Here is a 13,069-nt window from a genome sequence, read left to right as displayed (position 1 = left end):
GCCGCAGGCTGCGCTCTTTTGCCTGTGTTTCAAGATCAACAGATCGCAGCCTGCGGCAGCTCCTACAGTGATATGGCAGCTACCCAAAAAATGCGGTGCGATTGCCGTCATATGGAACATTCGGAGGCGGCACAACATGAGTTTTATCGTGTGGGTCGCGGTGCTCGGCGCCGTGTTGTTGACCCTGGCACTGACCTCGTCGTACTTGCGCTGGATGCCGGTCACGACGTCAGCGGTTTGCCTGCTGCTGGGCATCGGCATCGGCCCCAGTGGCTTGGGCCTGCTGAAACTGCCTTTGGAAGAAACCTCGCTGTGGATGGAGCACCTGACGGAAGTTGCGGTGCTCTTTTCGCTGTTTGTCTGCGGGTTGAAATTGCGATTGCCGCTGCGTGACAAGCGTTGGCGAATCGCTTTTGGACTGGCCGGGCCGGTGATGGTGGTGACCATCATCGGGGTTTGTCTGCTGTTGCATTGGGCGTTGCAATTGCCGTGGGGGCCGTCGCTGCTGATTGGCGCGATCCTGGCGCCGACCGACCCGGTGCTGGCGGCGCTGGTGCAGGTCAACGATGCGCGGGACGTCGACAGCGTGCGCTACGGCCTGTCCGGTGAGGCGGGTTTGAATGACGGGATCGCGTTCCCGTTTGTGATTCTCGGACTGCTGTTGATCCATGGCGAAGGTACCTCCGCCGAGTGGCAGGGTTGGGTCTTGCGCAATGTGCTGTGGGCCGTGCCCGCGGGACTCTTGACCGGTTATTGGATGGGGCGCGGTATCGGACGCGTCACGTTGTCGCTGCGCATCCGTAATGACGACAGCACCTTGAGCCCCAACGATTACCTCGCGCTAGCGCTGATCGCCCTCGCCTACGTGGTGGCGGAAGCCATCGGCGGCTACGGCTTTCTGTCGGTGTTCGCAGCGGGCCTGGGCCTGCGCCAGATCGAAGTGAAATCCACCGGTTCCGGTCAGCCGCCCGCCGAGCATCTGGTGCAACCGGTGGTGGGCCACCAGAATATCGAGCCGCAATACGCGGTGCATGGCGATACCGAGCGGTTGGAAAGCAGCCAGGTGGCTGCCGGCATCATGATGGGCGACATGCTTTCGTTTGGCGGTCTGGTCGAACGGGCCATGGAAGTGTTTCTGGTGACCCTGCTTGGCGTCGTGTTGATCGCCCATTGGGACTGGCGGGCATTACTGGTCGGTGCCGTGTTGTTTTGTGTGATCCGTCCGGCCTGTGTGGCTTTGATGCCCTGGGGATCGTTGCTTGAAGGCAGGCAACGATTGTTGATCGGCTGGTTTGGCATCCGCGGGATCGGCAGTCTGTTTTATCTGTTTTATGCGCTGAACCATGGGCTGACGGATTCGGTGGCGACGCTGTGCACGGATCTCACGCTGTCGGTGGTTGCGCTGAGCATTCTGCTACACGGCATCAGCACGCAACCGATCCTGGCGCGCTACGAACAGCGGAAAAAACAAAAAAGCTGATTTTTCCTTATAGGTTTTCCATGAAAACCCATCGAATATTCTTTTTAAAAAAAATGGATCCCTGCCCGATTGTCGATAGTCACAAGCATAACCCCCCGCCGGATGAGTCCGACGGGGCCCGGCAGGTTCGGTTCCCCTGCGGCTTGAGGGCCTGAGAAAAGGAACCCCGAAGAATAAGGTTACGGTCATGAAAGAATGCTCGACTCCTGCGCAAATCAAGGCTTGCAGAGCACTGGCTCTGGAACGCAATCGTCAACTCTTCGAAAACGCCCACGCGCTGAATCGAGCGGCGAATGCGTTGCTGGAAGTGGAAAATCTGGATTTCGAACAGTTTGAGCACTATCGAGCCTTGCGCAAGAAAGCCGATTTTATGTTTGAAGACGCGATTGATCATCTGTGCGTGCTGAACGAGGACTTCCCGCCGATTCCGATGTCTTCGCAGAATTCGGCAGGGTTGCGTCGAGAGCTTGAGACGGTGGCTTGAGGCTGTAGGTCAAAAGCCCTCACCCTAGCCCTCTCCCGGAGGGAGAGGGGACTGACCGCAGTGTTTGTTCGAGATACGCCGGCCTGAAATATCCGGTCGAACTCATGTTTGAACACAGCAAAGATCTGCTCCCTTCCCCCTCTACCCCTTGGGGGAGAGGGCTGGGGTGAGGGGGATCGATTTAGAGCACACCGCAGATTGATTGCGAAATATGAAAAGCCCGGCCATTTCAGTCGGGCTTTTTGCTATGCATCATCCCCCAGGATTAGTCACCTGAATAAACACCGCATAACTCCCCAACACTATCCAGAACACCGCAAAAATCCACGGCGTTCGCACCGAAAACAGCAGCGACTTTCGGTACCCCTTGTGAGTCGACTCCATCTCACTGAACAGCGGCGACTCGTCATACGCCAAGCCCATCACCGGTTCACTGTGCAGCAAGTGACTCTGCTTGAAGTGCCAGTGATCAATAATGTCGTACGCCGCCCGAATCCCTGGCCAGGCGTTGAGCGAGCTAAGCAGCCCGAGCAATGCCAGAAACGGTGGCACCACCAAGGTGAACAACTTGCCCCACTCCGGGTTGAGATTGGCCATGCACGAAGCAAAAGCAATCACCAGAAACGATTGCGCCGCCAGATAAGCGTCAGTTCGGTTGGCCAGAATGCTGGTTTCGTACTGTATTTCCCGACGGTAAAAATCCAGCCGCTCCTTGGGCGAGCCAAACATTTTTGCGTCGTGTTCGGTCAGGGTTTCTTCAGCAGTTGGATGAGTCAGTATGCGAGACAAGGACGCACGCTCCGGAGTGGAAAACAGTTAGAAGAACTCCACAGCGGACAAGTTCAGGCGAATCTCCCGACGGGTCATTTCATTGATTGGGCAATGACTTCCAGCAGATTGAGTTGCGTGAACGGTTTCGGCAAACGCGGCAGTTGTGCCGCAAAACCCTCCAGACGCTCGGCGTAACCGGTGGCGAGGATGATCGGCAGATCCGGTTTCAACAACCGTACGGCGTGTGCCAGTTGCGCGCCGCTCATGTGCGGCATGGCCATGTCGGTGATCATCAGATCGATCACTTCACCCTGATCGAACAGGTTCAACGCCTGAGCACCGGAGGTGACGCTCAGCACCCGGTGGCCAAGGTCTTCGAGCAGCAACACCGTGCTGGTCAGTACCAGACTGTCGTCGTCCACCACCAATACGCTCAAGCGTGGCACTGAACTGACGGGTTCAATGACCGGCGCCTGACTGGCAATGTCCGCATGGGTCGCCACTGGCAGCCAGAGTTCAGCCGCGGTGCCCTGCCCCGGTTCGCTTTTAAGAACAAAACGCCCGCCCAGTTGCTCAATAAAGCCATGCACCATCGACAAGCCCAGCCCGGTGCCCTTGCCCAGACCTTTGGTAGTGAAGAACGGATCCTTGGCCGATGCCAGGGTGTTGGCATCCATGCCGGCACCCGTGTCGGTGAGGCTCAGGCACACGTAGTGACCGGCCGCCAGCGCATGCTGAGCTTGTTCCAGCACCACTTCGTGTTCAGCTTTGATAATGACGCTACCGCCGTCGGGCATGGCATCACGGGCATTGGTCGCCAGATTGAGGATCGCCAGTTCCAGCTGATTGGTGTCAGCCAATACGCGATCAAGTTCGAGGGGGAAACGTGTCTCGATTTTGATGTTCGGCCCCAAGGAACTGCGCAGCAGCCCGGTGATGCCTTGCACCAGTTGCGGAATATCGACCGCCTCGGTCTTGAGTTCCTGACGACGAGCGAACGCCAGCATGCGCTGGGTCAGCGACACGCCGCGCAGTGCGCCCTGGGTGGCGTTTTCCAGCAACCGGTTGAGTTTCGGATCATCGCCAATGCGCTTCTGGACAATCTCGAGGTTGCCGAGAATCACCGTCAGCAGGTTGTTGAAGTCATGAGCGATGCCGCCACTGAGTTGGCCGATGGCCTGCATCTTCTGCGCCTGGAACAAGGCTTCGCGGGTTTTTTCCAGATCCTGTTGGGCTTTATGGGCTTCGGTGACATCACGGGTGATCTTGGCAAAGCCGAGCAGCGTGCCGGTTTCACCGCGAATGGCATCGACCACCACGTGCGCGAGAAACCGCGTGCCGTCCTTGCGTACCCGCCAGCTACGGTTTTCGAAGCGACCTTCATGGGTGGCAATCGCCAACGCCCGTTGTGGTTCGCCGGCCGCACGGTCTTCTGGCGTATAAAAAACCGAAAAATGCTCGCCGATGATTTCTTCAGGCAGATAGCCTTTGATCCGCTGTGCACCCTGGTTCCAGTTGCTGACCCGACCTTCGGGGCTGAGCATGTAGATTGCGTAATCGGTCACGCCCTGCACCAGCATGCGGAACTGCTGTTCGCTGCGTCTGAGGGTTTCCTCGGCCATCTTGCGGTCGGTCAGGTCGCGGGTGATTTTGGCGAACCCCAGCAGTTGGCCATTGGGGTCGATGATCGGATCGATCACCACGTGCGACCAGAAATTGGTGCCATCCTTGCGTACCCGCCAACCTTCGCCCTCGAAGCGCCCTTCACGAATTGCCGTGTCGAGCGCCCGTTGCGGCAACCCGGCGGCGCGGTCGTCGGCGGTATAGAAGCGGGAAAAGTGCTCACCGAGAATCTCGGCTTCTTCGTAGCCCTTGAATCGTTTGGCGCCGGAGTTCCAGCTGGTGATGATGCCGTCCGGGTCGATCATGTAGATCGCGTAGTCGACCACTGCATCGATCAAAAGCCTGAAACGCATTTCTTCGATCGCAGCGGTCTTGGTGTTTTTGATCATCAGGTACGACTCAAGCACATTTGGTATTGGAGGAGTATGCGTCAAACCGGCGGTTTGGGAAGCGCATGTCGGTTAAACCTCGCAAGGATTTGGTCATTCAACGCTGCACGTACTTGAGAATGCGTGAATAGAGCGCGTCGTACACATAGTCAGGGATCTGCTCGGCGTATTGCCGGGTCTGCAGCAGCATCCGGTGGCACGCCTTGATGAATTCGTCGCGTTCCATATTGCCACTGATTGAAGCACTGCTGATGCGCTGGTACTCCGCATAGCTATAGGGCTCATTCGGCGTGGTCACGTTCAGTACGCCCTGCTCGTCCCTGCTGTAAAGGCTGCGTGCACGCAACACTCGATCTTGCAGAGCCCCCATTCCACGTTCGTATAAAAGGATTTGCGAGCCATCCGACAACTTTGCCGCTGCCTCAAGTGCAAACACTACTGCATGCGCCGTTGCCAGACTGGCTTTGAGTTCCGAGGGCCGGACAAATCGTTCGACTTCCTGCGTTTCCAGGCTTTTGAAGGCCCGTTTGAAGCCGGACAGAAATGCAAAAGGCTGATTGCACGCGACGATGTGCACCTCCAGTTGATATCCCGCGTTGACGGCGATGGCAGGCAGCGCCGCAAAGTCGATCGAGTCGAAGGCGCATTCCATGATGATGTTGAGTTTCTCAGTGAAGGCTTTTTCGAAGATCTTGCCGCACAGCTCGCGAATGAACGTTTCGCTGTGCTCATAGGCGTGCAGTACGCCGTGCTTGAGCATTTCTTGATACTGCGGGTGTTTGCTGCGGTATTCCGGCAAATACAGGCGCACGTGGTTTTTGTAGTTGCCGGATGGCAACAAGGTTTTTTCCAGCAGCCAGGTCTTGCCCGAGCTTTGTACGCCGGCGGTGATCAATAGTTTGGGTCGGGTGTCAGGCGTGATTCCGGCGAACAACGTTGCGGTGATATCGCTGAGAGCGGCACTGAGTTGTTCCGGGGTGTAGCGGTAGATGGCATTAATGGTCATGGGTCGATGTCCTTATCGATAATGGGCTGAACCGCTTGAGCGGTCTTATCAATAAAGTCTGCTTTTGCGAAACCTTCAAACACGGCTTCAATACGGGATATGTCACTGCTTTTAAAAGGAAAAACTTCCTACAGCGCTATCAGAAACGGCCTCCAAAACAATCAGCCAGGCGAATGCTGTAGTGCCCACCATTTCGGCAGTAGCTGCTTGATCCGGCTCTCGGCAAAGCGATCATCGATCAACATCACCACACCGCGATCCTGGCGAGTGCGGATCACCCGGCCCGCCGCCTGCACCACCTTCTGCACCCCCGGGAACAGATAGGTGTAGTCGTAACCGGCGCCGAAAATCGCTGCCATGCGCAGTTTCAACTGTTCGTTTACCGGGTTGAGCTGCGCCAGCCCCAGCGTCGCAATGAACGCACCGATCAACCGCGCGCCCGGCAGGTCGATGCCCTCGCCAAATGCTCCACCCAACACCGCAAAACCAACGCCTTGGCTGTCAGCGGTGAACTGATCAAGAAACGCCTGCCGCTGCCCTTCGGCCATGCCCCGCGATTGCTGCCACAGGGTGATCTGCGGGTGCCGTTCGGCGAGCAACGTTGCCACCTGTTGCAGATAATCGAAGCTGCTGAAAAATGCCAGATAGTTACCCGGGCGCTCGCTGAACTGCCGCGCAATCAGTTCGACAATTGGCTCCAGTGATGCCTGCCGGTGATTGAAGCGGGTCGAGATGCGGCTGATGATCTGCACCTGCAATTGCTCGGCGCTGAACGGTGATTCAACGTCGATCCACACCGTATCAGCCGGCGTGCCGAGCAGGTCGGCGTAATAACGCCGTGGGCTGAGGGTCGCGGAGAACAACACGCTGCTGCGCGCAGACTTCAGGCGCGGGCCAATGAACGCAGCAGGCACCACGTTACGCAAACACAGCTGTGACAGCGGCCGTTTGCGGTCGAGGTCGCGCTTGCTGATGTCGAACAGGTAATGCTCGTCGTACAGTTCGGCCACCCGGCCAAACTGCAGTAAATCGAAATAGAAGTTCTGCAACGCGCTGTCGAGCCCTTGCGGGTGATCGTTGAGGTAATCACCGATCGCCGCGCAACACAGAGAGATCGCTTGCAGCAATTTTTCCGGAGCTTTGTCGTAGGCCTGATACGCCGCCAGTTGCGGCGCATGCAGCGCGTTCCATTCACGGTTGACCCGTTGCAGAGACTTTTTCAGCGCTTCGGGGGCGGTTTTGCGCACGCTGCCCAAGACGAATTGATCGAGGCTGGCGCTGTACATCTGCCGGCCACGCTCGACCAGGTTGTGCGCCTCATCGGCCAATACCGCGACTTTCCATTGATTGAGCTGGGCGAGACCGAACAGCAGCGCGCTGAAGTCGAAGTAATAGTTGTAGTCGGCGACGACCACGTCCACCCAGCGGGCCATTTCCTGGCTCAAGTAATACGGGCATACCGAATGTTGCGCGGCGACTTCACGCATGGCGGCTTGATCAAGCAGATTGATGCGGCTGGCGGCCTCACGGGCGGCGGGCAGACGATCATAAAAGCCTTGCGCCAACGGGCAGGATTCGCCGTGACAGGCTTTGTCCGGGTGTTCGCAAGCCTTGTCCCGGGCAACCATTTCCAGCACACGCAACGGCAACGTCGGCGATTGATCGAACAACACCTGACTGGCGTCCAGCGCGAGTTTGCGCCCGGGGGTTTTAGCTGTCAGGAAGAACACTTTGTCCAGTTGCTGCGGCGCCAGCGCCTTGAGCATCGGGAACAATGTACCGAGGGTTTTGCCAATGCCGGTCGGTGCTTGGGCCATCAGGCAACGACCGGTGCTGATAGCCTTGAACACCGATTCGGCCAGATGCCGTTGACCTGGACGAAAATCCGCATGGGGAAAGCGCAACTGCTGCGCTGCCAGATTGCGCGCCTCGCGGTGCGCCATTTCCTGCTCAGCCCAGTACAGAAACAAGCGGCATTGCTGCTCAAAGAACTCGCGCAAGGTGTCGACGCTGAACGCCTCAACCAAACAGGTTTCCTTTTCGCTGACGATGTCGAAATACACCAGCGCCAGATTGATCTCCTGCAAATCCAGTTTGCGGCACATCAACCAGCCGTAGATTTTCGCCTGCGCCCAGTGCAACTGGCGGTGGTTGGCCGGTTGTTTACTCAGGTCGCCACGATAGGTTTTGACTTCTTCCAAGCAGTTCTGCGCCGGGTCGTAGCCGTCCGCCCTGCCCTTGACCTTCAACTGCAGGAATTCGCCTTCCAGCGCCACTTCACTTTGGTAATTGTCGCTGCGCCGCGAGGCTACGGTGCGGTGGCCGGCGATGCCTTCCAGCGCGGTGGGTGACGGCGTGAAGCGCAAGTCGAGGTCGCCGGTCTTGGCGGTGAACTCGCACAGTGCCCGCACGGCAATGCTGTAGCTCAAGCGCTCTGCTCCGCCCATTGCACGTAACACACGGCAACCGGCATCTGGTGCTGGTGGCAGAACTCCAGCCAGCGCAACTGGTTGTCCTGCAAGCGGTCGCCGGGGCCTTTGACTTCGATCATTCGGTAGGTTTTGTGCTGCGGCCAGAACTGGATCAGGTCGGGCATGCCGGCGCGATTGGCCTTGATGTCGAGCAGCAAACGATTGAACCAGTGTTTGAGGTGCTCCGCGGGCAAGCAGGCCAGCGCCTGTTCCAGCAAGTCCTCATTCAGTGCACCCCAGAACACGAACGGCGACTGCACGCCCCATTTATCCACGAACCGTTGACGAATGGTGTCGGCATAACGGCCATCATCGAGCTCGGCGAAGCAGGCCTGGAACAGTTCGGTGCGACGTTGCTGGAAATCTTCATTGAGCAGATCGACCGGGCCGCGCTGGAACGGGTGAAAAAACGCCCCAGGCAACGGCGCGAAAATCGCCGGCCAGCAGAGCAAGCCGAACAGCGAGTTGATCAGGCTGTTCTCGACGTAATGCACCGGGCCCTCGTCGTCGTGCAGATGCGCCTGCACGTAAAACTCCACCGACAGCGCCGGATCGTTGCGTGGCAGGTGCAAATCCAGACGCTCCACGGGTTTTGCCGTTGCGCGCTTGAGCGGCGGGCCGCCGAGTTTGCGTCGCAACCTCGGCATGATGCGTTGCAGACCTTGCTGCTCAGCGGCGCTTTCCGGGGCTTGTTCGGCCAATAACGCCAGCTCCAGCGCCAGCGCGTATTCGGCGCTGCGCTCCAGCACGCGGATCATCCGCAGCCGCGCACCGGGATAGGCGCAGTCACGGTAGATGCTCAGGGCCAGGGCAAATTCGGTGATGCGCTCGCAATACTGGCCGATCTGGAACAGCACTTTGCCGCGCCGTCGTTGCAGCCAAGGGTTGTCGAAGTGCAGCGCGCTGACCTGTTCAAAGATAGTTTCCAGCGGTTCACCGGCTTCGAAACGCAACTGGCAATTGTGCAGGAACAGGCAGGCGTCGACGTCCGCGCGGCTGCGCAGGCCTCGGGAATCGGCGCAGAATTCGACTTTTTCGTAAGTAAAGATACCGAGATCAGCCAGGACGAATTCCGACCAATCCTGATAGAGGTTGCCGAAGAACATCAGGCGCAGGCGATCGCACAGATCCATGATGGTCAGACTGAACAGGCGATCATTCAGAGACGGCGCCCAGTCGCGCAGGGTTCGCGGCGTATCGAACTGTTCTGCCAGCAAAGGCAGCCATTCATCCTTTCGGCCCTTGGGTCGATCAATAAAGTCACCGAAAGCCTGCAGGATTTCAGCCTTGAGCAACACATCAAAGAGCTCTGCGATCGCCAACGGCGCCTGCTCGTCGAGCCAGCCGCGCGCCAGCAACGGCTGTGCGGCTGCAGCGATGTCGCCGATTTCGGCGTAAGTCAGTTTCCCCGCGCGAAAATGAATGCCCTTGCGCATCACCATCCGCACCAGCAGACCCTGCGACGCTCGCGGCAGCGCATTGAAGTCGCGGATAAACGCGCGCTCCGTTTCGCTCATCACATCGGCATAGCGAAGCTCAAGCCAATCAAGCACTTGCCGGAAGTTGTTGAGGTAATAAAACGGATCGTCGAGGGGATTGGCAGTCACGGGAATTCAGGGCCATGGCGAGCGAGTACTGGTTATGCGTACAGATACCAGCTCAGCCCTACCCCGTGCAAACGGAAAAAGATCAATGGCATTTTTTATCCGTGAACATCGAACTTTTCACGGTGCCATGACACCAACCGCGTTAGAACACCGACAATGATCGGTACTACATCGCATGAGGAGTTTAAGGTGGCTATGAACATCAAGACGCTGGGCCTTCCATTGGCGGTTGCCGCCCTGCTGGCATTAGGCGGTTGCTCGACCCAGACCGTGGTCACGTTGCAGAACGGTACCCAGTATTTGACCAAGGACATGCCGAAGACCGAAACCAAGGACGGCTTCTATGAATTCGAAGATATTTCCGGGGCGAAAGTGAAAGTGCGCGCCGATGAAGTGGCGACCGTGCGCAAGGAGGACTAACACTCTCGTTCCCACGCTCTGCGTGGGAACGCCGCAACGGACGCTCCGCGTTCGGCTCTGGAAGGGAGAGCGTCCCGGGATGCATTCCCACGCACAGCGTGGGAACGATCATTACTCGGGAGTTGCCATGCCGGGGATGCTGTTGTCGCAACTCATGTACGTCCCGCCGCGCTTGACCACTTCGCCCTGCAAACGCTGGCAACGCTGCAGATCCTGTTGCGCCATGCGGTCGATGCTCAGATTGCCGGTGGTTGGCGGCTGCTTGCCGTCACCCAGACGGATCGTCACGAACGGTTGTTCGGGCTGAATCTGAAAGCGGCTTTTTTCTTTGACCGGTTTGTCCTCGGCAGTCTTCACCGGGATCGGCAGTTGGTCGGTGGTGATGCCGTAGCGGCTCAGAATCGAGCTTTGAGGCAGATCGGCGCAGACGTTGGCCGAACACAGCGCCAGCCCGACGAAACCGATATACCCCTTGAAACCTTTCACGTTTGAATCTCCTGTACTCAATGGCAGCTAGCTGTAGAACGTGTGTGCACGTGCTGGCTTTAGGCCGCATTTCCTGTTTTTGCAGGGGTTTGAGTCAGAAACAGGCTTATCAGTCACATACACCATTCATTGTGGCGAGGGGATTTATCCCCGATGGGTCGCGCAGCGACCCCAAACCCTTAAGCAGAAGTGTGTCTGACACAGCGCATGCTCAGAATTTGGGGCTGCTGCGCAACCATTGGGGATAAATCCCCTCGCCACAGGTTTTGGGATAGCCCTAACGAATCAGGCGATCACGATACCGTCGGCATTCAGGCTATTCAGCGCCACGCCCACCAACGTCACCGAGTCGTTGCCAAACGTCAGCACCGTGTCCTGCCCGACACTGGAGGCATGCGCACGGAAGTCATCCGCCGACAAAACACCCTGCACACCGAGGAATACCATTTTGTCGTTGGAGGTAAACCCCACCACCCGATCCTGCCCGAACGCGCCGTTGAACAGGAACGTATCCGCCCCGCCCCCCGATTCCATCAGGTCATTACCTGCGCCGCCGACAAACACGTCGTTGCCCGCGCCGCCAATCAGATGATCGTTGCCATCCAGCCCGAACAACCAGTCGCCACTCGCATGTGCCTTAAGCGTATCGACGCCACTGCTGCCTTTCACGCTCGACTCGTAGGCCGTGACATTACTGCCCGCTTTCAAGCCATTGGCCGTGACGCTGTGGCTCACATCATCCTTGAACACGCCCCAGAGAAGCCCCGGTTCCTTGGTCAGAATCGTGCCGATGTCGCGAGTGATGCTGATCCGGCCCTGTGCATCACGGACGTACAGATTGCCCGCACCGTCGTTGGCGAAATCAAAATTCTTCACTGAGTTTTGCAGGTCGAGCGAGTTGCTGCCCTGCCCGCCGAGGATGACGTTGTAACCACCGCTGTCACGGAACGTGTCGTTCCCTGCGCGTCCCTCCAGGTAGTCGTTGCCGCTGCCGCCCTGGATCAGGTCATTACCGTCACTGCCGATGATGAAGGTGCTGCCCTTGTGGGTTTCGGCGTTGCGATTGAGATCCTGCACCCAAGTATTGGCGCGCGCCGGGTCGGACAGGTTGGCGACGATGATCGTCGAGTCGCGGCTCGTCAGGTCGTAGAACTTCGACTCGATCACCCGGTTCATGCCATCGCCATACGCGGTCGGCAAGTGTGAGATCCACGTCGGAATATTCAGGATCGAGAATGGCAGCAGATTCCACGCGGTCGAGGCGTAGTGATCGTTGAAGCTGACGATGTTGTCGGTGGTCGATGCGTGCGGCGCGTCATGCACGCCGACCGAGGCGCCGGTGAAGGTCGAGCCGTCGAGGGCGCGGAACACCGGGTCGTTTTCGTAGCCGACGTTGAGTACTTTGTCGGTGCTGCTCTGGGTCGGCGAGGCGTAAGCGATGTAGTTGGAATCGGCGAAAAAACCGCCCCATTTGCCACCGCTCAAATCGGCCATGCTGTTGACCGCGAGGCCGCCGAGGCTGTGGCCGCTGACCAGAACGTCGTTGCCGCTGAGACCGTTGGCCTTGGCGAATGTCACGACGTTATTGAGCAGATTACCGAAGGCTTCGCCGACGTAATTCTTCGCGTAATCCTTGGGGCCGAATGCCGCGAGCAGATCGTTGATCGCGTCGCCGATAGAATCGCCAATGAGGATTTCCCGTGGCCCGCTGGTGCCGCGAAAGGCAATGCCCAGTTCGGTGAGATGGCCTTGGGCGTCGTATTTGCCGAGAATTTCTACCTGAGCGCTGGTGTAGCCGGCCTTCTCGCCGAAGAAGGTGCCACGCGCATCGGTCTTGCCGTCGTAGCCCAATTGCGAGGCGGTGATCGGTGTCCAACCGGCCTGTTTGACCGCGTCGAGGGCGGCTTTTTCCGAGTCGGGGTTCCACGGAATGCCGGGGATGACGCCTTGTGAATCGGTGCCGCCAATCAGCGCCGTGACCAGTGTGGCCGGCAGGCCGAGGCCGAAGCCATTGTGTTGATAACCGGCAGCAAACCCGTTATCGAGGTTGTGATAGGAATACAGCGTGATCGCCATGGCGTCGCTGAACAGCGCCTTGGAATCGGCTGTGCCGAAGTTTTTGTAGTCATACACACCCATTGCCATTGCCTCTCTTTTTGTTGGAATTGTTCAGAGATAGCTCACAGCCAGAGCGCCCCTCGCAGGCCGCCCCGGAGCATTTCGATACAGCACTTCTTAATACATGCGCGCACACTCCCCCTGTAGGAGCTGCCGAAGGCTGCGATCTTTTGATGTTAAAAACAAAATCAAAAGATCGCAGCCTTCGGCAGCG

At 58.1% G+C, this 13,069-nt stretch carries 10 protein-coding genes; 3 read left to right on the top strand and 7 right to left on the bottom strand.

The window, feature by feature from the left end:
• Nucleotides 1-136 precede the first annotated feature (136 nt).
• Together QMX93_RS26580 and QMX93_RS26575 are read left to right on the top strand one after the other, a co-directional pair.
• Nucleotides 137-1,480 carry a cation:proton antiporter gene (locus QMX93_RS26580; protein WP_282358491.1) on the top strand — a complete coding sequence of 448 codons (1,344 nt, stop codon included), beginning with the start codon at nucleotides 137-139 and terminating at the stop codon, nucleotides 1,478-1,480.
• Between the two features lie 187 nt (nucleotides 1,481-1,667).
• Nucleotides 1,668-1,964, top strand: a complete 297-nt coding sequence (locus tag QMX93_RS26575) for a hypothetical protein (RefSeq protein ID WP_159811295.1) — start codon at nucleotides 1,668-1,670, stop codon at nucleotides 1,962-1,964.
• Between the two features lie 252 nt (nucleotides 1,965-2,216).
• Here QMX93_RS26575 and QMX93_RS26570 read toward each other — a convergent pair whose 3' ends face one another.
• From QMX93_RS26570 to QMX93_RS26550, 5 genes are all read right to left on the bottom strand, one after another.
• On the bottom strand, nucleotides 2,217-2,753 hold the full coding sequence (locus QMX93_RS26570) for a hypothetical protein (RefSeq protein ID WP_053119988.1): 537 nt from the start codon (nucleotides 2,751-2,753) through the stop codon (nucleotides 2,217-2,219).
• 74 nt (nucleotides 2,754-2,827) lie between these two features.
• Nucleotides 2,828-4,747 carry a PAS domain-containing sensor histidine kinase gene (locus QMX93_RS26565; RefSeq protein ID WP_282358489.1) on the bottom strand — a complete coding sequence of 640 codons (1,920 nt, stop codon included), beginning with the start codon at nucleotides 4,745-4,747 and terminating at the stop codon, nucleotides 2,828-2,830.
• A 97-nt stretch (nucleotides 4,748-4,844) separates the two neighbouring features.
• Nucleotides 4,845-5,753 carry a zeta toxin family protein gene (locus tag QMX93_RS26560; RefSeq protein WP_282358488.1) on the bottom strand — a complete coding sequence of 303 codons (909 nt, stop codon included), beginning with the start codon at nucleotides 5,751-5,753 and terminating at the stop codon, nucleotides 4,845-4,847.
• A 161-nt stretch (nucleotides 5,754-5,914) separates the two neighbouring features.
• Nucleotides 5,915-8,182 (bottom strand): ATP-dependent DNA helicase, encoded by a 2,268-nt coding sequence (locus QMX93_RS26555; RefSeq protein ID WP_282358487.1) that lies wholly within the window; start codon nucleotides 8,180-8,182, stop codon nucleotides 5,915-5,917.
• Nucleotides 8,179-9,831 carry a VRR-NUC domain-containing protein gene (locus tag QMX93_RS26550; protein ID WP_282358486.1) on the bottom strand — a complete coding sequence of 551 codons (1,653 nt, stop codon included), beginning with the start codon at nucleotides 9,829-9,831 and terminating at the stop codon, nucleotides 8,179-8,181. Before QMX93_RS26550 ends, QMX93_RS26555 begins: the two co-directional genes overlap by 4 nt.
• A gap of 195 nt (nucleotides 9,832-10,026) precedes the next feature.
• On the opposite strand from QMX93_RS26550, the gene QMX93_RS26545 reads away from it, so the two are divergent.
• Entirely contained in the window at nucleotides 10,027-10,251 is a 225-nt protein-coding gene (locus tag QMX93_RS26545) for a YgdI/YgdR family lipoprotein (protein ID WP_053119977.1), read from the top strand.
• A 111-nt stretch (nucleotides 10,252-10,362) separates the two neighbouring features.
• Here the strand turns inward: QMX93_RS26545 and QMX93_RS26540 are convergent, their stop codons facing one another.
• Both QMX93_RS26540 and QMX93_RS26535 read right to left on the bottom strand, forming a co-directional pair.
• Nucleotides 10,363-10,737, bottom strand: a complete 375-nt coding sequence (locus QMX93_RS26540) for a hypothetical protein (RefSeq protein WP_282358485.1) — start codon at nucleotides 10,735-10,737, stop codon at nucleotides 10,363-10,365.
• Between the two features lie 285 nt (nucleotides 10,738-11,022).
• Nucleotides 11,023-12,876, bottom strand: a complete 1,854-nt coding sequence (locus QMX93_RS26535; RefSeq protein WP_282358492.1) for a polyurethanase — start codon at nucleotides 12,874-12,876, stop codon at nucleotides 11,023-11,025.
• Nucleotides 12,877-13,069: the final 193 nt, after the last annotated feature.

Origin of the sequence: Pseudomonas sp. PS01303, assembly GCF_029959385.1 — a bacterium.
GTDB lineage: Bacteria > Pseudomonadota > Gammaproteobacteria > Pseudomonadales > Pseudomonadaceae > Aquipseudomonas > Aquipseudomonas rustica.
Note: the sequence above shows the minus strand (reverse complement) of the source record. Positions and strands in the feature narration are given on the sequence as shown.

Bases quoted from the DNA above. Each gene is read 5' to 3' on its own strand.
- QMX93_RS26560 (WP_282358488.1), bottom strand. From the start codon at position 5,753: ATGACCATTAATGCCATCTACCGCTACACCCCGGAACAACTCAGTGCC.
- QMX93_RS26545 (WP_053119977.1), top strand. From the start codon at position 10,027: ATGAACATCAAGACGCTGGGCCTTCCATTGGCGGTTGCCGCCCTGCTG.
- QMX93_RS26535 (WP_282358492.1), bottom strand. From the start codon at position 12,876: ATGGGTGTGTATGACTACAAAAACTTCGGCACAGCCGATTCCAAGGCG.
- QMX93_RS26565 (WP_282358489.1), bottom strand. From the start codon at position 4,747: ATGATCAAAAACACCAAGACCGCTGCGATCGAAGAAATGCGTTTCAGG.
- QMX93_RS26575 (WP_159811295.1), top strand. From the start codon at position 1,668: ATGAAAGAATGCTCGACTCCTGCGCAAATCAAGGCTTGCAGAGCACTG.
- QMX93_RS26580 (WP_282358491.1), top strand. From the start codon at position 137: ATGAGTTTTATCGTGTGGGTCGCGGTGCTCGGCGCCGTGTTGTTGACC.